General features: G+C 50.1%; 9 protein-coding genes. All 9 read left to right on the top strand.

The window, feature by feature from the left end; all coding sequences use genetic code 11:
• Positions 1–1,869 (top strand): DUF1601 domain-containing protein (locus tag ACO6V1_RS14765; protein ID WP_422467406.1); only part of this gene is annotated, 1,869 nt, incomplete at its 5' end.
• Between the two features lie 112 nt (positions 1,870–1,981).
• Positions 1,982–4,978 carry a DUF1601 domain-containing protein gene (locus tag ACO6V1_RS14760; RefSeq protein ID WP_422467404.1) on the top strand — a complete coding sequence of 999 codons (2,997 nt, stop codon included), beginning with the start codon at positions 1,982–1,984 and terminating at the stop codon, positions 4,976–4,978.
• Between the two features lie 221 nt (positions 4,979–5,199).
• Complete coding sequence (locus ACO6V1_RS14755) at positions 5,200–6,438, top strand: hypothetical protein (RefSeq protein WP_422459230.1); 1,239 nt, start codon at positions 5,200–5,202, stop codon at positions 6,436–6,438.
• Between the two features lie 145 nt (positions 6,439–6,583).
• Complete coding sequence (locus ACO6V1_RS14750; protein WP_422467402.1) at positions 6,584–10,021, top strand: DUF1601 domain-containing protein; 3,438 nt, start codon at positions 6,584–6,586, stop codon at positions 10,019–10,021.
• Positions 10,022–10,255: 234 nt separating this feature from the next.
• Positions 10,256–13,525, top strand: a complete 3,270-nt coding sequence (locus tag ACO6V1_RS14745) for a DUF1601 domain-containing protein (protein ID WP_422467400.1) — start codon at positions 10,256–10,258, stop codon at positions 13,523–13,525.
• 49 nt (positions 13,526–13,574) lie between these two features.
• On the top strand, positions 13,575–16,301 hold the full coding sequence (locus tag ACO6V1_RS14740; protein ID WP_422467398.1) for a DUF1601 domain-containing protein: 2,727 nt from the start codon (positions 13,575–13,577) through the stop codon (positions 16,299–16,301).
• Between the two features lie 101 nt (positions 16,302–16,402).
• Positions 16,403–19,282 carry a DUF1601 domain-containing protein gene (locus ACO6V1_RS14735; protein WP_422467396.1) on the top strand — a complete coding sequence of 960 codons (2,880 nt, stop codon included), beginning with the start codon at positions 16,403–16,405 and terminating at the stop codon, positions 19,280–19,282.
• Positions 19,283–19,324: 42 nt separating this feature from the next.
• Positions 19,325–21,775 (top strand): DUF1601 domain-containing protein, encoded by a 2,451-nt coding sequence (locus tag ACO6V1_RS14730; RefSeq protein ID WP_422467394.1) that lies wholly within the window; start codon positions 19,325–19,327, stop codon positions 21,773–21,775.
• A 105-nt stretch (positions 21,776–21,880) separates the two neighbouring features.
• Positions 21,881–23,713, top strand: a 1,833-nt coding sequence (locus ACO6V1_RS14725) for a DUF1601 domain-containing protein (protein WP_422467392.1), incomplete at its 3' end; no start/stop codon positions are given.

Raw genomic sequence — 23,713 nt, 5'->3', positions numbered from 1 at the left:
TGGGCCATGGCGAAACTGGTTGACAACGGACAGGAGCGAACACCAGGGCTCAACGAGGCCGTGGCCGCGCTGTTGCCCCACGTGATTACACAGAAAGTTCAATTTAATGCCAATGATATTGCCAGCCTGCTTTGGACCATGGCGAAACTGGTGGACAACGGGCAGGAAAAAACACCAGGGCTTAAAAAGGCTGTGGCCGCGCTGTTTCCCCAAGTGAGCACGCAGAAAAACCAATTTAATGCCCAGGGAATCGCCAATGTGCTGTGGGCCATGGCGAAACTGATGGACAACGTGCAGGAGCAAACACCAGGGCTCATAAAGGCCGTGACTGTGCTGTTGCCCCAAGTGAACGTACTGACAGCTAACTTTAACCCCCAGGAAATCACCAACCTGCTATGGGCCATGGCGAAACTGGTGGACTACGGGCAGGAGCGGACACGCGAGCTACATGGGGCCGTGGCTGCGCTGTTGCCCCGCGTGAACGCACAGAAAGCTAACTTTAAACCACAGGAAATCGCCAACCTGCTGTGGGCCATGGCGAAACTGGTGGACTACGGGCAGGAGCAGACACCAGAGTTCAAAGAGACCGTGGCCGCACTGTTGCCCCACGTGAACGCACAGAAGGACCAATTTAAAGCTCAGGGCAATGTCAACCTGCTGTGGGCCATGGCGAAACTGGTGGACAACGGAATGGAACGAACACAAGGGCTCATGGAGACCGTGGCCGAACTGCTACCCCACGTGAACAAACAGAAAGACCAATTTATTCCTCAGCATATTGCCAACCTGTTGTGGGCCATGGCAAAACTGGTGGACAACGGGCAGGAGTGGACACCAGAACTCAAAGAGGCCGTGGCCGCGCTTTTGCACCACGTGAACGCACCGAAAAACCAGTTTAATACCCAGGATATCGCCAACCTGATTTGGGCCATGGCAAAACTGGTGGACAACGGAGAGTGGTTGCCAGAGCTTAGAGAAGCTATGTTCGTAGTGTTGCCCCACGTGCCCCCACAGAAACACCAATTTAATCCTCAGCATATCGCCAACATTCTGTGGGCCATGGCGAAACTGGGTGAACTCGTTGAGCTACACGTGGTTACCTCTACGTTCGAATCGCTGGTCTGCCGATTAAGTGACAACCTTCAGCTCTCTCAGCAAGATATATTTATGTCTCTCTGGGGCGTAATGGTATGCTGTGCCAGGCTGTCCCTGGACTCCAATGCTAATAAAAGTAACATGCTTGAAAAGCACATGGTTGACCTGTTTACTCGCCTGGAAAATACATCCCCGGACAATGAAAAGGATCAACGCATCATGGCCATGGCCGCCAGTTGGCTTGGGAGAGCGAGTCCGATCATCCCCCATTACCAGACAACCATTTCAAAACACCAAGCCGACTTCCGCGATCAACTCCAATCATGCATGCCCTCTTTGAAGATTGAAGAAGAAAAGTGTCTGAACTCATTGCCTCCCGTTGACCTGCTACTGCCAGATCACAACATGGTGATTGAAATTCAGGGACCGTATCATTACCTGAGTAATGATTTTAAAATCAGGAATGGTTCGACTCTGCTTAAAATTGCACTGCTGAAAAAATCAGGATTTGAGGTCATTGAAATCCCGGTTAACCAGCTCAGCAGCCTGAATTCAATAAAACTATGCATTAACCAAATAAAGGCCAGGGTGGACACCCCGCCACAGGGTCATGGCTGTGTATCACTTAACAGCGGATGGGCAGATGAGACAAACGTTACCGCCGATAAAGGGCAGCCATCCCCGGATCACTGTTATTTAACCGTCGAAGAAAATTCAGAAAAGCACACAGACAAACCAAAAAAAAGAAAAAGGAAAAGAAAAAAAAGGCACTAACCACTTCCCTTGCATCATGACTCCAGAACCGTGTTCACATTCCAGGAAAATGAACTTCTGAACAGCACAGCAGTCAGCCTTTTATATTTTCATGAATTGATGAAATATAATTATGCATAGACCCTCTGCTGGCATCAGTGGTCAATACGCAAGACCAGGTAATGATTACAGCCAACCGGAAAACCGTGCCGCTTCTTCAAGGCCCGGGCGATATAGACATGCCACAGTCAGACAATGGGATAATCCTCCCCGCACGCCCTCCGGTCGTGATCAATTTTATAATTCTTCTGGCGCATGTCCTTCTCATTATCTACTATGCCGCTCAGTAAACCCTGCTCAAGAATTCAATGCCCTGATTAAACAGGAAATAATGGATGATCTGCTGAGTAAATCGAATCGTTTCGGTCACCGCTATGATGGGAGACATCACGGGAAATATGCCAGTTTAATTAAAAAATACTCGTTAGCTGCTAAAAGACCGTTAAATCAGGCTGAACAAAGCCAGCTGATTCATCTGCTGCAAAATTTTACCGCAACACGGAGTTGGAATTGGCGAAGCCTGACGACAACACTTCATTCATTGACTTCAGCGGGTGTTTTTACCCCTCATCAACCCATGGATGAGCGTGTCAAGCTTACTCAAGCAGCCTTATTATCAACGATACTTGATGCAATAATATTCAAGTGCAGCAAAAAACTTCAAGCCGGGGATATTGAAGCCCAGGAAATCACCAACATGCTCTGGGCCATGGCAAAACTGGTGGCCAACGGGCAGGAGCTAACACCAGAACTCAAAGAGGCCGTGGTTGCGCTGTTGCCCCACTTACACGCGGAGAAAGCTCACTTTATACCACAGGAAATCACCAACCTGCTGTGGGCAATGGCAAAACTGGTGGGCAGTGGGCAACAGTGGACGCCAGAGTTCAACGGGGCCGTGGCCGCGCTGTTGCCCCATGTGAACGCACAGAAAGCTAACTTTAAACCACAGGAAATCGCCAACCTGGTGTGGGCTATGGCGAAACTACTGTACAACAAGCCAGAGCAGACACCAGGGCTCAAAGAGGCCGTGGCCGCACTGTTGTCCCACGGGAACATACAGGAAGCTAACTTTAAACCACAGGAAATCGTCAATCTGCTGTGGGCCACAGCGAAACTGGTGCACAACGGGGAGTGGACACCAGAGCTTATAGAAGCGGTGGCCGCGCTGTTGCCCCACGTTAAAGCACAGAAAGACCAATTTCTTCCTCAGGGAATCGCCAACCTGCTGTGGGCCACAGCGAAACTGGTGGATAACGGGCAGAAGCAGACACCAGAGTTCAAAGAGGCTGTGGCTGTGCTGTTACCCCACGTGAGCGCACCGAAAGCTAACTTTAAACCACAGGAAATCGCCAACCTGCTGTGGGCCATGGCGAAACTGGTAAACAACGGACAGGAGCAGACACCCGAGCTCAACGAGGCCGTGACCGCGCTGTTATCCCACGTGAACATGGAGAAAGCTGACTTTAAACCACAGGAAATCGCCAACCTGTTGTGGGCCATGGCGAAACTGGTGGACAACGGGCAGCAGCAGACACCAGAACTCAAAGAGGCCGTGGCCGCGCTGTTGCCCCATGTAATCGCACAGAAAGCTGACTTTAAACCACAGGAAATCACCCACCTGCTGTGGGCCATGGCGAAGCTGGTGGGCAACGGGCAGGAACGGGCACCCGGACTCAACGAGGCTGTGGCCGCGTTGTTGCCCCACGTGAACGCACAGAAAAACCAATTTAATGCCCATAGTATCGCCAACCTGCTGTGGGCCATGGCGAAAGTGACGGACAACGGGCAGGAGCAGACACCCGAGTTCAGAGAGACTCTGGTCGCGCTGTTGCCCCACGTGCTGGCACAGAAAGCTAACTTTAAACCACTGGAAGTCGCCAACCTGCTGTGGGCCATGGCAAAACTGGTGGACAACGGACAGGAGCAGACATCAGCGTTCAAAAAGGCAGTGGCCGCCCTGTTACCCCACGTGAAAGCACAGAAATACCAATTTTTTCCTCAGCAAATCACTATCCTGCTGTGGGCCATGGCGAAACTGGTGAACAACAGGCAGAAGCAGACACCAGCGTTCAAAGAGGCCGTGGTTGCGCTGTTGCCCCTCGTGAACGCACAGAAAGGCCAATTTAATGCCCAGCATATTGCCAACCTGTTGTGGGCCATTGCGAAACTGGTGGACAACGGGCAGGAGTGGACACCAGAGTTCAAAGAGGCCGTGGCCGCGCTGTTGCCCCACGTGAACGCACAGAAAGGCCAGTTTAGTACCCAGGGTATCACCAACATGCTGTGGGCCATGGTGAAACTGATGGACAGCGGGCAGGAGCAGACACCAGAGATGAAAGAGGCCGTGGCCGCGCTGTTACCCCATGTGAACGCACAGAAAGACCAATTTAATACCCAGGGTATCGCCAACCTGTTGTGGGCCATGGCGAGCCTGGGTGAGTTCGTTGAACTGAACGTGGTTACATTTATGTTCGAATCGCTTGTCTACCGAATCAGTGAAAACCCTCAGTTTTCTCAACAAGAGATATTGATGTCTCTCTGGGGAGTAATGGTGTGCTGTGCGAGGTTGTCTCTAGACTCCAATACCAATAAAAATAACGTGCTTGAAAAACACATGGATGAACTTTTTTCTCGCCTGAAAAATACATCCCCGGACAATGAAGAGGATCAACGCATCATTGCCATGGCCGCAAGCTGGCTTGGTAAAGCCTGCCCGGTCGTCCCCCATTACCGGACAAATATTTCAAAACCTCAAGCCGACTTTCGCAATCAACTCCAATTATGCATGCCATCTTTGAAGATTGAAGAGAAAAAGAGCCTGAACTCATTATCGCCGGTTGACCTGCTACTGCCAGATCACAACATTGTTATTGAAATTCAGGGACCGACTCATTACGTGAGTAGTGATTTCAAAACCAGGAAGGGTTCGACTCTGCTTAAAATTGCACTGCTGAAAAAAGCAGGATTTGAAGTCATTGAAGTTCCGACTAACACGCTTTGTAACCGGGATTTATTAAAGCCCTGTATTGATCAAATAAAGACCAGGGTCAACATCTTGTTACAGAGGTAAGTAGTTGACCAAATAGAATCGTTACTCAATCGTCAAACAACATTCAGAAGAGCAAACAGACAAACCAGAATACAGGTAGACACTGTTTGTCTCGCTCCGAATGATTTTCAAGTAGATGGATTGAACTAATGACCAGTACTTCGATCTTAATAAGTAAGCACAGGCTCAAGCTGAATAAACTGTTTGATCTTATTGATGACTCATCAACAAGGAGAAATGTAATGATTAGAAGTATGGTCACTGATAATTTACAGGCTCCGACGACACAACAGGGATTTACCAGAGAAACTCTCCCTGACCAACCTGATCATGTCGGGCAAAAACTTAACATCGCCCCACAATTGACAACCGACGGCGATGGAATTCAGGAACAACATCCCGCCAGTCTTTCCAACCGAACCATTACTGGCTTGAACCCTCATTCTGCGTCGTCACCTGAAATTTACTGGGTAGCAGCCCACATGGATAATAATCCCCGGCGCAATTGTTGTGTGAGCTATGCCAATGTATCGGATACGGCTCAACCGAAAACTGTCCGGATTGGCAACCAGCAACTGATGACACTGGATGCTTCGCAAGCATTTGTTGATTGGGCTCTAGAGGAATACAAAAGCCATATAGAATTCCATAACTTCAGCTTCCTGGTTGATTTTTTAAGCAAAAACAGCGACATCGAATACATTGTTGATATTGGCTGTGGTTTCGGAGCAATATCCCTGTTAATGCAAAACTATCTCAAAGAGCTGTACCCCCGGATCAAAGTAGTTCCTGTAGATATCAAAAATGCTTACGCTAATTGCGATGGAACTTTTTGTGACGATCCACAGCCCATTAACATAATTCCGGCTCAGGAAATTGCTGGCGCTAATCCTGCAACCACTTTATTTACCGCGATACACGCTTTTACCGGCTTGCCTTCGGAAGAAATGCAACTTTGCAAAGAGATTGCCCAGGGGCAAACTGAGTTTTATCTCACCACACTCATAAAAAACAACCCTGGTTGTTTTGTCCTGATCACCGAAGACCCGGACGTATCCTCACCCCAGCAATATATTCCCCCGGAGCTGGTGTACACCAAACATTACCACGCGCTCGCGCAGAGCTCTACGCTGGAGGAGCTTGAGACACAACCCCTTCGCCAGGCAAAAGCCGCAGAAATGAACGCAGAAAACGCTGATATCTACCGGTTAAACCAGTTGCTGGCAAAACTTCCTGCACAGCGGGATCATTATCTATCTTTGACCTCCATAAATACAGAATATCGTCAACAGGAAATTGGTTTAGTACCTTGGCAATACACGCCGGATTATATCTTCAATTGTTCTCTTAAAAGCATGACACTGAACGAGAGGATTAAATCCTTCGATAACATCAAATATGAGGTCGCAAAACATAACCTGGAGCTAAATTGCTGGCATGTCTATCGCCACGATACGGATGGTTCAGAAGCTTCCCGGTGAATCTGGACAGCCACCAAGACACACTCGGCTGATGGTCGGACTCTGCATTACTCAAACACGCTTTTATAGATATTTCAGCAAAATGAACTTCTGAACAGAACAGCAGTCTGCTTTTTATATTTTCATGAATTGATGAAATATAATTATGTATAGAACCTCTGCTGGCATCAGTGGTCAATACGCAGGGCCGGGTAATGATTATAACCAACCGGAAAACTGTACCACTTCTTCAAGGTCCGGGCGGTATAGACATGCCACCGTCAAACAATGGCATAATTCCACCCGCACTACCCCCGGGCGTAATGAATGTTATCATTCTGCTGGCGCATGTTCTTCTCATTATCTACTGCACCGTTCAGTAAACCCTGCTCAGAATTTTAATGCCCTAATCAACCACGAAATAATGGCTGGTCTGGTGAGTAAATCGAATCGTTTCGGTGATCGCTATAATGGGAGACCTCACAGCCAATATGCCAATTCAATTAAAAAATACACGTCAGTTTCTAAAAGGCCGTTAAATCGGGCTGAACAAAGCCAGTTAATAAATTTTCTGCAAACATTTACCGCAACACGACGTTGGCATTGGCGAAGTCTGACGACAACACTTCATTCATTTACTTCAGCGGGTGTATTTACCCCTCATAGCCCCGTGGATAGGCGTGTTCAGCTCACTCAAACGACCTTATTGTCCACGCTACTGGATGCAATCATATTCAAGTGCAACCAAAAACCCGAAGTCAGGGATATAGATTCCCAGGGAATCGCTAACCTGCTGTGGGCCATGGCGAAACTGGTGGACAACGGGCCGGAGTGGACACCAGAGTTCCAAGAGGCCATGGCCGCACTGTTACCCCATGTAATCGCACAGAGAAAGCAATTTAATGCCCAGGGTATCGCCAACCTGCTGTGGGCCATGGCGAAACTGGTGGACAAAAGACATGAGCAGACACCAGAGATCGAAGCGACCGTAGCCGCGTTGTTGCCCACCGTGAACACACAGAAAGCTGACTTCAATCCACAGGAAATCGCCAACCTGCTGTGGGCCATGGCGAAACTGGTGGACAACGGGCAGAAACGGACACCCGAGTTCAAACGGACCCTGGCCGCGTTGTTGCCCCACGTGAACACACAGAAAGCTGACTTCAATCCACAGGAAATCGCCAACCTGCTGTGGGCCATGGCGAAACTGGTGGACAACGGGCAGGAGCGGACACCCGAGTTCAATGAGGCCGTGGCCGCGCTGTTGCCTCAAGTGAACCCAAAGAAAGACCAATTTGATCCTCAGCATATCGCCAGCCTGCTATGGGCCATGGCGAAACTGGTGGATAACGGACATGAACAGACACCGGGGCTTAAAAAGGCTGTGGCCGCACTGCTGCCCCACGTGAACGCACATAAAAACCAATTTAATGACCAGGGAATCGCCAACTTGCTGTGGGCCGTGGCGAAACTGGTGGAAAACGGGCAGGAGCAGACACCGGGGCTTAAAAAAGCTGTGGCCGCGCTGCTGCCACACGTGAACGCAAAGAAAGATCAATTTATACCTCAACATTTCACCATCCTGTTGTGGGCCATGGCGAAACTGGTGGACAACCTGCAGGAGCAGATGCCAGAGTTCAACAAGACTGTGGTCGGTCTGCTGCCTTACGTGAACGCAAGGAAAGACCAATTTATACCACAGCAAATCGTCAACCTGCTGTGGGCCGTGGCGAAACTGGTGGACAACGGACAGGAGCAGACACCGGGGCTTAAAAAAGCTGTGGCCACGCTGTTGCCCAACGTGAACGCACAGACCGACCAATTTAATGCCCAGGGAATCTCCAACCTGCTGTGGGCCATGGCAAAACTGGTGGACAACGGGCAGGAGCAGACACCAGAACTCAACCAGGCCGTGGCCGCGCTTTTGCCCTGCGTGAAAGTACAGAAAGATCAATTTATACCTCAGCAAACCACCAACCTGCTATGGGCCATGGCGAAACTGGCGGACAACGGGCACGAGCAGACACCAGAGTTCAACAAAACCCTGGCTGCGCTGTTGACCTGCGTGATCGTACAAAAAGCTAATTTCAAACCACAGGGTATCGCCAACCTGCTCTGGGCCATGGCGAAACTGGTGGACAGTGGACAAGACCGGACACCAAAGCTGAACAAGGCCGTAGCCGCGTTGTTGCTCCCCGTGAAGACACAGAAAGACCAATTTATTCCTCAACATATCGCCAACCTGCTCTGGGCCATGGCGAAACTGGTGGACAGTGGACAAAACCGGACACCAAAGCTGAACGAGGCCGTAGCCGCGCTGTTGCTCCCCGTGAAGACACTGAAAGACCAATTTATTCCTCAACATATCGCCAACCTGCTCTGGGCCATGGCGAAACTGGTGGACAAAGGCCAGAAGCGGACACCAGAGTTTGACGAGGCCGTGGCCGCGCTGTTGCACCGGGTGAACACACAGAAAGCTGACTTTAAACCACAGGAAATCGCCAACCTGTTTTGGGTCATGGCAAAACTGACGGACAGCGGACAGAGGCGAACTCCAGAGTTCAACAAGACTGTGGCCACGTTATTGCCCCATGTGAGCGCTCAGAAAGCTAACTTCAAAGCACAGGAAATCGCCAACCTGCTGTGGGCCATGGCGAAACTGGTAGACAACGGGCAGGAGCGGACACCAGCGCTCAACGGGGCCATTGCCACGCTATTGCCGCAGGTAAACGCACATAAAGACCAATTTATTCCTCAGGGTATCGCCAACCTGCTGTGGGCCATGGCGAAACTGGTGGACAACGGGCAGGAACAGACATCAGGGCTCAAAGAGGCGGTAGCCGTGCTGTTGCCCCGCGTGAGCGCACAGCAGGCTAACTTTAAACCACAAGGTATTGCCAACCTGCTGATGGCCATGGCGAAACTGGGTAATCTCGTTGAGCTGAACGTGCTTACCTCTACGTTCGAATCGCTTGTCCGCCGAATCAGTGACAACCCTCAGTTCTCACAGCAAGAGATATCGATGTCTCTCTGGGGTGTAATGGTCTGCTGTGCCCGGTTGTATCTGACCTCCAATACCTATAAAAATAACGTGCTTGAACAGCACATGGATCACCTGTTTACTCGCCTGGAAAATACACCCACAGACGATGAAGAGGATCTATCCATCATTGCCATGGCCGCAAGTTGGCTTGGGAGAGCGTGTCCGGTCACCCCTCATTACCAGACAACCATGTCAAAACCTCAAACCGACTTCCGCGATCAACTCCAATCATGCATTCCCTCTTTGAAGATTGAAGAAGAAAAGAGTCTGAACTCTTTACCGCCGGTTGACCTGATTCTGCCGGATCACAACATCGTTATTGAAGTTCAGGGACAGTTTCATTACGTGAGTGATGATTTCAAAACCAGAAATAGTGCGACTATGCTGAAAATCGCACTGCTGCAAAAGGCAGGATTTGAGGTTATTGAAATCCCGGCTAACACAATTTGGAAACCGGATTTAATGAAACCATACATTGATCAAATAAGAACCAGGGTAGACGTCCCGCTCAAGGGAGAGGGCACTGTATCACTTAACAGCGAGGGAGACAGATTGGGCTAACATGACTGCCGATAAAAGATGGCAACTCTCAGATCAAAGTTATTTAACTGCCTGAGAATATTTAGAGGAGCAAACAGACAAACCAAAATACAGGTTGTAACTGTTTCTCTCGGATGATTTGCAAGTAGATGGTTTCCCCACTCGTTTACGTTCATAGGCCATTTCAACAAAATGAACTTCTGAACAGAACAGCAGTCTGTTGTTTATATTTTCATGAATCAATGAAATATAATTATGGATAGAAGCTCTGCTGGTATCAGTGGTAAATGCGCAAGATCAGATAATGGTTATAACCGCCCGGATGACCAGGCCGCTTCTTCAAGGCGTGGGCGATATAAACATTCTGCAGTCAGACCGTGGGATAACCCCCGCCCCACTACACCGGGGAGTAATAAATTTTACCGTGCTTCTGGCGCACGCTCTTCTCAATATCTACAGAGCCGTTCAGTAAACCCTGCCCAGGATTTTAATGCCCTTATCAAACAGGAAATAATGGCTGGTCTGGTGAGTAAATCGGCTCGCTTCGGCCATCGCTATGATGGGAGAGATCATGGTTACTATGCCAGTTCAATTAAAAAATACACGTCAGCTGCTAAACGACCGTTAAATCCAGCGGAACAAAGCCAGCTGATTCGTTTGCTGCAAAATTTTACCGTAACGCGCAGCTGGAATTGGCTAAGCCTGACGACAACAATTCATTCATTGACTTCAGCGGGTGTTTTTACCCCTCATAACCCAATGAATGAGCATGTTCAGCTCACTCAAACGGCCTTATTGTCCTCTCTACTGGATGCCATAATATTCAAGTGCAATCAAATGCCTCAAGCCAGGGAAATTGATGCCCGAGGTATCGCCAACCTGTTGTGGGCCATGGCGAAACTGGTGGGCAACGGGCAGGCTTGGATACCAGAGTTCAACGAGGCCGTAGCCACACTGTTACCCTGGATGAGCGCACAGAAAGACCAATTTATTCCTCAGCATATTGCCAACCTGTTCTGGGCCCTGGCAAAACTGGTGGACAACGGGCAGGAGCAGACACCAGAGTTCAAAGCGGCCCTTGCTTCGCTGTTGCCCTGTTTGAACGCACAGAAAAACCAATTTACCGGCCAGAATATTACGAACATTCTGTGGGCCATGGCGAAACTGGTGGACAACGGACTGGAGCGAATACCAGAGCTCAACAAGGCCCTGGCCGCCCTGCTGCCCCGCGTGAACGCTCAGAAAAACCAATTTATTCCTCAACATATCGCCAACCTGCTGTGGGCCATAGCAAAACTTGTGGACAACAAGCAGGGGCTGACACCAGAGTTCAAAGAGGCCGTGGTTGCGCTGTTGCCCAATGTAAATGCACAGAAAGCCAACTTTAAACGACAGGAAATCGCAAATCTGCTGTGGGCCATGGCAAAACTGGTGGACAACGAGCTGGAGCAAACACGAGAGCTCAAAAGGGCCGTGGCCGCGGTGTTGTCTCAGGTGAACGCACAGAAAGCTAACTTCAATCTGCAGGAAATCACCAACCTTCTGTGGGCCATGGCGAAACTGGTGGACAACGGGCAGGAACGGACACCTCGACTGAAAGAGGCCATAGCTGCGCTGTTGCCCAACGTGAACAGACACAAAGACCAATTTTTTCCGCGGGGAGTCGCCAACTTGCTCTGGGCCATTGCAAAACTGGTGGACAACAGCCAGGAGCAGACACCAGCTTTCAACAAGGCCGTGTCCGCGCTGTTGCCCTGTGTGAACACGCAGAAAGGCCAATTTAATCCGCAGGATATCGCCAACCTACTGTGGGCCATGGCGAAACTGGTGGAGAAAAGGCAGGAGCAAATACCGGGGCTGAAAGAGGCTCTGGTCGCTCTGTTGCCCTGCGTAAACGCTCAGAAAGCTAACTTTAAACCACAGGGTATCGCCAACCTGCTGTGGGCCATGGCGAAACTGGTGGACAACGGGCAAGAGCAGGTACCAGGGCTCAAAGAGGCTGTAGCCACAATATTGCCACATGTGAACGCACAGAAAGCCAACCTTACCCCACAGCAAATCAGCAACCTGCTGTGGGCCATGGCGAAACTGGTGGACAACGGACAGGAGCGAACACAAGGGCTTAAAGACGCCGTGGCCACGCTGTTGCCTCATTTGAACGCACAGAAAGAACAATTTAATGCGCAGGGCATCGTCAATCTGCTGTGGGCCGTGGCGAAACTGGTTGAGCATGGACAGGAGCGAACATCCGAACTCAACGAGGGTGTGGCCGCGCTGTTTCCCCGCGTGAACGCACTGAAAGACCAATTTATTCCTCAGCATATCGCCAACCTGCTGTGGGCCATGGCAAAACTGGTGGACAACGGGCAGGAGCAGACACCAGAGTTCAAAGAGCCAGTGGTTGCCCTGTTGCTCCACGTAATTGCACAGAAAGCTGACTTTAAACCACAGGAAATCACCAACCTGCTGTGGGCCATCGTAAAACTGGTGGACAACGGGCAGGAGTGGACACCAGCGTTCAAAGAAGCTGTGGCCGCGCTGTTGCCCCTGGTAAACAGACAGAAAGCTAACTTTAAACCACCGGAAATCACCATCCTGGTGTGTGCCATGGCGAAACTGGTGGACAGCGGGCAGGGGTGGATACCAGAGCTCAACGAGTCCCTGGCGGCGCTGCTGCCCCACGTGAACGCACAGAAAGACCAGTTTAATGCCCAGAGTATTGCCAACCTGCTGTGGGCCATGGTGAAACTGGTGGATAACAGGCAGGAGCAGACGCCAGATCTTATAGAGACCGTGGCCGCACTGTTGCCCAGCGCGATTGCACAGAAAGCTAACTTTAAACCACTGGAAATCGCCAATCTGCTGTGGGCCCTGGCGAAACTGGGTGAACTGATTAACCTGAACACAGTTTCCTCTATGTTTGAATCGCTGGTCTACCGCATCAGCGACAACCCTCAACTCTCTCAGCGAGCGATATTGATGTCACTCTGGGGAGTAATGGTTTGCTGTGCCAGGTTGTCTCTGATCTCCACTGCCAATAAAAATAACGTGCTTGAACAGCACATGGATGACCTGTTTACTCGCCTGGAAAATGCCACCCCAGACAATGATGAGGATCTATCCATCATTGCCATGGCGGCAAGTTGGCTTGGGAGAGAGTGTCCGGTCGTTCCCCATTACCAGACCACCATGTCAACACCTCAAACCAACTTCTGCGGTCAGCTCCAATCACACATTCCCTCCTTGAAGATCGTACAAGAAAAGAGCCTTAACCTATTACCGCCGGTTGACCTGCTACTGCCAGATCTCAACATGGTTATTGAAATTCAGGGACCGACTCATTACGTGAATGGTGATTTCACAACCAGGAATGGTTCGACTCTGCTGAAAATCGCACTGCTGCAAAAAGCAGGATTTGAGGTCATTGAAATCCCGGTTAACCAGCTTTGGAACCGGAATTTAATCAAACTATGTGTTGATCACATAAAGACCAGGATAGACATTTTCAATAAAATGAACTTCTGAACAGCAGAGCAGTCTGTTTTTTATATTCTCATGAATTAATGAAATATATATGCATAAAATCTCTGCTGGTATCAGTGGTAAATACGCAAGACCAGGTAATGGTCACAACCAACCAGATGACCATGCCGCTTCTTCAAGGCTTGGACGATATATACATGCCACAGTCAGACAGTGGGATAATGCCCCCCGCTCTACCCCGGAGCGTAACGAGTTTTACCATTCTTCTGCCGCATGTTCTTCTCTACAGCATCGTTCAGTAAACCCTGCGCAAGATTTTAATGACCTCATCAAACAGGAAATAATGGATGATCTGGTGAGTAAATCGGATTATTTCGGTCATCGCTATGATGGGAGACATCACGGGCAATATGCCAATTCAATTAAAAAATACACGTCAGCTGCTAAAAGACCGTTAAATCGAGCTGAACAAAGCCAGCTGATACGTTTGCTGCAAAATTTTACCGCAACACGAAGCTGGAATTGGCGAAGCCTGACGACAACATTTCATTCGTTTACTTCATCGGGCGTGTTTACCCATCATAAACCCATGGATGAGCGTATTAAACTTACTCAAGCTCACTTGTTGTCAACGCTACTTGATGCAATAACATTCAAGTGCAACCAAAAACCTCAAGCCAGGGATATTGATGACATGGGAATCGCCAACCTGCTATGGGCCATGGCAAAACTGGTGGACAACAGGCAGGCGCAAACAACAGATTTCAACGTGGCCGTTGCCGCGCTGTTGCCCCACGTAAACGTACTGAAAACTAATTTTAAACCACAGGGTATCACCAACCTGTTGTGGTCCATGGCGAAACTGGTTGACAACGGGCAAGAGCGGATACCAGGACTCAAAGAGGCCGTGGCCACGCTGTTGCACCGGGTGAACGCAAAGAAAGCTGACTTTAACCTACAGCAAATCACCAACCTGCTTTGGGCCATTGCGAAACTGGTGGACAACGGACAAGGGCAAACACAAGGGCTCAAAGAGGCTGTTGCCGTGCTGTTGCCTCTTGTGTATGCGCAGAAAGACCAGTTTAATGCCCAGCGCATCGCCAACCTGCTGTGGGCCATGGCGAAACTGGCGGACAACGGCCAGAAACGGACGCCCGAGTTCAATGAAGCCGTGAACGCGCTGTTGCCCCACGTGAACGCACAGAAAGACCAATTTAATCCCCAGGGCATCGCCAACTTGCTGTGGGCGATAGTGAAACTGGTGGACAACGGCCTGAAGCGCACACCAGAATTCAAAGAAGCCGTGGCCGTGTTGTTGCCCTGCGTGAACGCACAGAAAGCTAACTTTAAACCACAGGGGATCGCAAACCTGCTTTGGGTTATGGTGAAACTGCCGGACATCGGGCAGGAGCCGACACCCGAGCTCAACGAAGCCGTGACCGCGTTGTTGCCCTATGTGAAGGTACAGAAAGCTAACTTTAAACCACAGGGTACCACCAACCTGCTGTGGGCAATGGCGAAACTGGCGGACAACGGGCAGGAGCGGGTGCCCGAATTCAATGAAGCCATGACTGCGCTGTTGCCCTATGTGAAGGCACAGAAAGACCAATTTATTCCTCAGCATGTCGCCAACCTGCTGTGGGCCCTGGCGAAACTGTTGGACAACGGACCGGAGAAGACACAAGAGTTCAATGAGGCTGTGGCCACTCTTTTGTCCTGCGTGAACGCACAGAAAGACCAATTTATTCCCCAGCATATCGCCAATTTGATGTGGGCCATGGCGAAACTGGTGGACAATGGACAGGAGTGGACGCCAGAGTTCTACAAAGCTGTAGCCGCGCTGTTGCCCCAAGTGATCGCACAGAAAGCTGACTTTAAACCACAGGAAATCGCCAACCTGCTGTGGGCCATAGCGAAACTGGTGGACAACGGTCAGGAGCAGACAGCGCAGTTCAACGAAGCCGTGGCTGTGCTATTGCCCCTCGTGAACGCCATGAAAGCTGACTTTATCGCACAGGAAATTGCCAACCTGCTGTGGGCCACGGCGAAACTGGCGGACAACGGGCAGGAGCAGACAGCAAGGTTGAAAGAGGCCATGGCCGCGCTGCTGCCCTTCGTGAATGCACTGAAAGCCAATTTTAATCCACAGGAAATCGCCAATCTGTTGTGGGCCATGGCGAAACCGGGTGAACTCCTTGAGCTGAATATGGTGACTTCTACATTCGAATCTCTTGTCTACCGAATCAGTGAAAACCCTCAGCTCTCTCAGCAAGACATATTGATGTCTCTATGGGGAGTAATGGTATGGTGTGCCAGGTTGTCCCTGATCTCCAACGCCAATCAAAATAGCGTGATTGAAAAGTACATAGATGATCTGTTTACTCGTCTGGAAAATACCGCCCCAAACAATGAAGATGAACAATCCATCATTGCCCTGGCCGCAAGTTGGCTTGGGAGAACGTGTCCGATCGTCCCCCATTACCTGCGCACCATGTCACAACCTCAAGCCGAATTCCGCGATCAACTCAAATCATGCATTCCCTCTTTGAAGATTGAAGAAGAAAAGTGTCTGAACTCGCTGCCTCCGGTTGACCTGCTACTGCCAGATCACAACATTGTTATTGAAATTCAGGGACCGTTTCATTACGTGAGTGGTGATTTCAAAACCAGGAATGGTTCGACTCTGCTGAAAATCGCACTGCTGAAGAAAGCAGGATTTGAGGTCATTGAAATCCCTGCTAACACGGTTTGGGACCAGGATTCAATAAAACCATGTATTGATCAAATAAAGACCAGGGAGGGAGCTTCCAGACTTTAGTCCGTATCCACAGGTGATCCTTTGGCAGATTAAGCAAAATGAACTTCTGAACAGCACCGAAGTCTGCTTTTTATATTCTCATGAATTGATGAAATATAATTATGGATAAAAGCTCTGCTGGTATCAGTGGTCATTACGCAAGATCAGGTAATGGTCACAACCAACAAGATGACCGTGCCGCTTCATCAAGGCGTGGACGATACAGACACGCCACAGTCAGACAGTGGGATAATACTCAACGCACTACACCGGGGTGTAATCAATTTTACCGATCCACTGCCGTATGCCTTTCTCAACATCTACAGTGTCGTTCAGTAAACCTGGCCCAGGGTTTTTACGCCCTCATCAACCAGGAAATAATAGATAATCTGGTGCGTCAATCTGAACGTTTTGGTCATCGCTATGATGGGAGGTGTCATGGTCAATATGCCAGTTCAATTAAAAAATACACGTTAACTGTTAAAAGACCGTTAAATCGAGCAGAACAAAGCCAGCTGATACGTTTTCTGCAAAATTTTACCATAAAACGAAGCTGGAATTGGCGAAGCCTGACGACAACATTTCATTCATTGACTTCAGCAGGTATTTTTACCCCTCATAACCCTATGAATGAGTGTGTTAAGCGTACTCAAACTGCCTTATTGTCAACGCTTCTTGATGTATTAATATTCAAGTGCCATCAAAAACCTCAAGCCAGGGATATTGATGCCATCGGAATCACCAACCTGCTATGGGCCATCGCGAAACTGGTGGACAGCGGGCAGAAGCAGACACCAGAGCTCAAACAGGCCGTGGCCGCGCTGATGCCCCATCTGAGCGTAAAGAAAGACCAATTTATTCCTCAGCATCTCGCCAACCTGCTGTGGGCCATGGCAAAACTGGTGGACAACGGTCAGGAGCAGACAGCAGAGATCAAAAAGGCCGTGGCCGCGCTGTTGCCCCATGTGAATGCCCAGAAAGACCAGTTGAGTCCTCAGAATATCGCCAACCTGCTGTGGGCCGTGGCGAAACTGGTGGACAACGGCCAGGAGTGGACACCCGAGCTCAACGAGGCCGTGGCCGCTCTGCAGCCCTGTATAAACGCACAGCAAGACCATTTTATTCCTCAGCATATCGCCAACCTGCTGTGGGCCATGGCGAAACTGGTGGACAACGGGCAGCAACAGACACCATGGCTCAAACAGGCTGTGGCCGCACTGTTACCCCACGTAAACGCACAGAAAACTAACTTTAAGCCACAGGAACTCGTCAGCCTGCTGTGGGCAATGACGAAACTACTGGACAACGGTCAAGAGCAAAGACAAGGGCTCAAAGAGGCCGTGGCCGTGCTGTTGCCTCAAGTGAACGCAAAGAAAAGCCAATTTAATGCTCAGGGCATTGCCAACCTGCTGTGGGTCGTGGCGAAACTGGTGGACAACGGGCAGGAATGGACACCCGGGCTGAACGCGGTCGTTCACGCGCTGTTGCCGCACGTGAACGTACAGAAAGACCAATTTAATCCTCAGCATATCGCTAACCTGCTGTGGGCCATGGCGAAACTGGTGGGCAACGGTCAAATACTGACGCCAGAGTTCAAAGAGGCCGTCGCCGTGTTGTTGCACCTCGTGAACGCACAGAAAGCCAACTTTAAACTACAGGGTATCACCAACCTGCTGTGGGCTATGGCGAAACTGACGGACAACGGCCAGGAGCGGACACCTGAGCTCAACGAAGCAATGGCCGCGCTGTTGCCCCACGTGATCGCACGGAAAGCTGACTTTTTACCACAGGAAATCGCCAACCTGCTGTGGGCCATGGCGAAGGTTGTCAACGGCCCGGGGCAGATACCAATGCTCAACAAAGCCGTGGCCGCGCTGTTGTCCTACGTGAAAACACAGAAAGACCAACCTATTCCTCAGCAAATCGCCAACCTGCTGTGGGCTCTGGCGAAACTGGTGGATAACGGGCAGGAGCAAACACCAGAGTTTAAAGAGGCTGTCGCCGCACTGTTGCCCCACGTGATTACACAGAAAGCTGGCTTTAAACCACAGGAAATCGCCAACCTGCTGTGGGCCATGGCGAAACTGGTGGATAACGGGCAGGAGTGTACACCAGAGTTCTACGAGGCTGTGGCCGCGCTGTTGCCCCACGTGATCGCACGGAAAGCTGACTTTATACCGCAGGAAATCGCCAACCAGCTGTGGGCCATGGCGAAACTGGTGGACAACAGTCAGGAGCAGACAGCTGAGCTCAACGAAGCCGTGGCTGCGCTGTTGCCCTACGTGAATGCACAGAAAACCAACTTTAAACCACAGGAAATCGCCAACCTGCTGTGGGCCACGGCGAAGCTGGGTGAGCTCGTTGAGCTGCCCCTGTTTACCTCCACGTTCAAATCACTTGTCCACCGAATCAGTGACAACCCCCGGCTCTCTCAACAAGATATATTGATGTCACTTTGGGGAGTAATGGTATGCTGTGCCCGGTTGTCTCTGGCCTCCAATGCCAATAAAAATAACGGACTTGAAAAGCACATGGATAACCTGTTTACTCGTCTGGAAAATACCTCCACAGACAATGAAGAGGATCAATCCATCATTGCCATGGCCGCCAGTTGGCTTGGGAGACAGTGTTCGTTCGTCCCCCATTACCAGACCATCAGGTCAAGACCTCAAACCGACTTCCGCAATCAACTCCAGTCATGCATTCCCTCTTTGAAGATTGAAGAAGAAAAGAGCCTGAACTCATTGCCTCCCGTTGACCTGCTACTGCCAGATCACAACATTGTGATTGAAGTTCAGGGACTGTCCCATTACGTGCGCGGTGATTTAAAAACCAGGAAAGGTTCGACTCTGCTTAAAATCGCACTACTGCAAAAAGCAGGATTTGAGGTCGTTGAAATCCCGGCTAATACACTTTGTAACCGTTATTTAATGCAACTATATATTGAGAAAATAAAGACCAGGGTGGACCATTTCAGTAAAATGAACTTCTGCACAGAATAGCAGTCTGTTTTTTATATTTTCATGAATTGATGAAATATAAATATGCATAGAAGCTCAGCTGGAACCTTTGGTTTATACGCAAGACCAGATAATCATGCCAACCAACCGGATACCCATGACGCTTCTTCAAGGCGCGTGCAATATAGACAGGGCACAGTCGAATGGTGGGATAATCCACCCCGCACTACCCCGGGGCATAATGAATTTTATCATTTCTCTGGCGCATACCCTTCTCAAAATCTACTGTGCCGTTCAGTGATCCCCGCTCAGAATTTTAATGACCTTATCAAACAGGAAATAATGGCAGATCTGGTGAGTAAATCTAATCGTTTTGGTCATCGCTACGATGGGAGAAATCACGGGCAATATGCCAGTTCAATTAAAAAATACACGTCAGCTTCTAAAAGACCGTTAAATCGAACAGAACAAAGCCAGCTGATGCGTTTGCTGCAAAATTTCACAGCAACACGGGGCTGGAATTGGCTGAGCCTGACGACAACATTTCACTCATTGACTTCAGCGGGTGTTTTTACTCTTCATAAACCCATGGATGAGCGAGTTAAACTTGCCCAGGCTAACTTATTGTCAACGCTATTTGATTCAATAATATTTAACTGCAACCAAAAACCTCCAGCCAGGGATATTGATGCACAGGGTGTCGCCAACCTGCTGTGGGCCATGGCAAAACTGATGGACAACGGGCAGGAACGGACACCAGAGTTCAACGAGGCCGTTGTCGCGCTGTTGCCCCACGTGAACGCACAGAAAAACCAATTTAAGGCCCAGGGCATTGCCAACCTGCTGTGGGCCATGGCGAAACTGGTGGACAACGGACAGGAGTGGACAGCAGAGTTCAACAAGACCGTGGCCGCGCTGCTGCCCCACGTGAACGCACAGAAAACAAACTTTAGACCACAGGAAATCACCAACCTCCTGTGGGCCATGGCAAAACTGGTGGACAACGGGTACGAACAGACACCAGAGTTCAACGAAACGGTGGCTGCGCTGTTGCCCTGCGTGATCCAACAAAAAGCTAACTTTAACCCACAGGAAATCACCAACCTGCTGTGGTCCATGGCGAAACTGGTGGACAACGGGCTGGAGCGGACACCAGTGCTCAAAGAGGCTCTGGCTGCGCTGTTGCCCCACGTAAACGTACAGAAAGAACAATTTAATGCCCAGGATATCGCCAACCTGCTGTGGGCCATGGCGAAACTGGAGGACAGCGGGCTGGAGCGAACACCGGAGCGCAAAGATGCTATGCTCGCGCTGATGCCCCACGTGAATGCACAGAAAGACCAATTTATTCCCCAGCATATCGCCAACCTGGTGTGGGCCATGGCAAAACTGGTGGACAACGGGTACGAACAGACACCAGAGTTCAACGAAGGGGTGGCTACGCTGTTGATCTGCGTGATCGTACAAAAAGCTAACTTTAACCCACAGGAAATTGCCAACCTGCTGTGGGCCATGGCAAAACTGGTGGATAACGGGCTGGAGCAGACACCAGAGTTCAACGAAGCGGTGGCTGCGCTGTTGATCTGCGTGATCGCACAAAAAGCTAACTTTAACCCACAGGAAATCACCAACCTGCTGTGGGCCATGGCGAAACTGGTGGATAACGGGCAGGAGCAGACACCAGGGCTCAACGAGGCCGTGGCCGCTCTGTTGCCCCGGGTGAACGCACTGGAAGACCAATTTACTGCCCAGGGTATTGCCAACCTGCTGTGGGCCACGGCCAAACTGGGTGAACTCATTGAGCTGAACCTGGCTACCTCTACGTTCGAATCGCTTGTCTATCGAATCAACAAGCACCTGCAGTTTTCTCAGGAAGAGATATCGATGTCTCTCTGGGGAGTCATGGTATGCTGTGCCAGGTTGTCTCTAGACTCCAATGGCAATAAAAATAATGTGTTTAAAAAGCACATGGATGACTTGTTTACTCGCCTGAAAAATACCTCGCCAGATAATCAAGAGGATCAATCCATTATGTTCATGGCCGCAAGTTGGCTTGGCAGAGCCTGCCCGGTCGTTCGCCATTACCACACAAACATTTCAAAAACCCAGGTCGACTTCCGCGATCAACTAAAATCATCTATTCCATCTTTGAAGATCGAAGAGGAAAAAAGTCTGAACTCATTACCTCCGGTTGACCTGCTTCTGCCAGATCACAACATGGTGATTGAAGTTCAGGGCCCCTCTCATTACGTGGGTGGTGATTTCAAAACGAGGAAGGGTTCGACTCTGCTGAAAATCGCACTGCTGCAAAAAGCAGGATTTGAGGTCATTGAAATCCCGACTAACCAGCTTTTGAACAACGATTTAATGAAACCCTGTATTGATCAAATAAAGATCAGGATAGGCATCCCGCCACAGGGGCATGGCTTTGTATCACTTAAAAGAGCGTGGGCAGGTGCTGCATACGTAACTACCGAAGAACATTTAGCAGAGCAAACCAGCCCGGCAAAGAGGAAGAAAACAAACAGCCAGTAATCGCCTTCCTCCCATCATGACTCAAGTAAACTTTGCCGCACAATGAACTTCTGGGCAGAACAGCAGTCTGCTTTTTATATTTTCATGAATTAATGAAATATAATTATGGATAGAAGTTATGCTGGTATCAGTGGTCAATACACAAGATCAGATAACGGTTACAACCAACCGAATGGCCGTGCCCCTTCTTCAAGGCATGGGCGATACCGACATGCCACAGTCAGGCAATGGAATCATCCCACCCGCACTGCACCGGGTCGCAATGAATTTTACCATTCTTCTGACACACGCTCTTCTCAACATCTACTGCGCCGTTCAGTACACCCTGCTCAAAATTTTCATGCCCTCATCAAACAGGAAATAATGGATGATCTGGTGAGTAAATCGGATCGTTTCGGTCATCGCTATGATGGGAGAGATCACGGCCTATATGCCAGTACAATTAAAAAATACACGTCAGCGTCTAAAAGGCCTTTAAATCGAGCGGAACAAAGCCAGCTGATGCGTTTACTGCAAAATTTCACAGCAACACGGAGCTGGAATTGGCGAAGCCTGACGACAACACTGCACTCATTGACTTCAGCGGGGGTTTTTACCCCTCATAAACCCATGGATGAGCGTGTCAGGCGTACTCAAGCTGCCTTATTATCGACGCTACTGGATGCAATAATATTCAAGTGCAAGCAAAAACCTCCCGCCAGGGATATTGATGCCCATGGAACCGCCAACCTGATGTGGGTCATGGCGAAACTGGTGGACAGCGGGCAGAACCCGATACCAGAGCTCAAAGAGGCCGTGGCCGTGTTGTTGCCCCATGTGAACGCACAGAAAAAACAATTTATTCCTCAGGGAATCGCCAACCTGCTGTGGGCCATGGCGAAACTGGTGGACATCGAGCAGGAGCGGACACCAGAGCTCAACGAGACCGTGTCCACGCTGTTGCCCAGCGTGAACGCACAGAAAGCTGACTTTAAACCACAGGAAATCACTAGCCTGCTGTGGTCCATGGCGAAACTGATGGACAACGATCGGAAGTGGGTACCAGGGCTCAAAGAGACTGTGGCCGTGTTGTTGCCCCACGTGAACGCACAGAAAAACCAATTTAATGCCCAGGAAATCTCCAACCAGATGTGGGCCATGGCGAAACTGGTGGACAAAGGGCAGGAGCGGACACCAGGTCTCAACGAGGCCGTGGCCGCCCTGTTGCCCCTTGTGAACGCACAAAAAACTAACTTTAAACCACAGGGTATCGTTAACCTGCTGTGGGCCATGGCGAAACTGGTGGACAACGGGCAGGAACTGACACCAGAGTTCAACGAGGCCCTGGCCGCGCTGTTGCCCCACGTGAACGCACAGAAAGACTGGTTTATTCCTCAGCATATCGCCAACCTGCTGTGGGCCATGGCAAAACTGGAGGACAACGGGCTGGAGCGGACACCAGATTTCAACAAGGCCGTGGTCACGCTTTTGCCCCACGTAAACGCACAGAAAGACCAGTTTAGTCCTCAGCATATCGCCAACCTGCTGTGGGCCATGGCAAAACTGGAGGACAAAGGGCAGGAGCAGACACCAGATCTCACCGAGACCGTAGCCACGCTGTTGCCCCACGTGAACGCACAGAGAGCTAACTTTAAACCTCAGGAAATCACCAACCTGCTGTGGGCCATGGCGAAACTGGTGGACAACTGCTACGAGCAGACACCAGAGTTCAACGAAGCTGTAGCTGCGCTGTTGCCCTGCGTGACCGTACCAAAAGCTAACTTTAAACCACAGCATATCACCAACCTGCTGTGGGCCATGGCGAAACTGGTAGATAACGGGCAGGAGCAAGCACCAGGGTTCAAAAAGGCCGTGGCCGCGCTGTTGCCCCACGTGAATGCACAGAAAGACCAATTTACTGCCCAGGGTATCGCCAACCTGCTACAGGCCATAGCGAAG

It is taken from the genome of Endozoicomonas sp. ALC013, assembly GCF_049310205.1.
Taxonomy (GTDB): domain Bacteria; phylum Pseudomonadota; class Gammaproteobacteria; order Pseudomonadales; family Endozoicomonadaceae; genus Endozoicomonas.
This window is presented reverse-complemented; position numbering and strand designations above follow the sequence as displayed.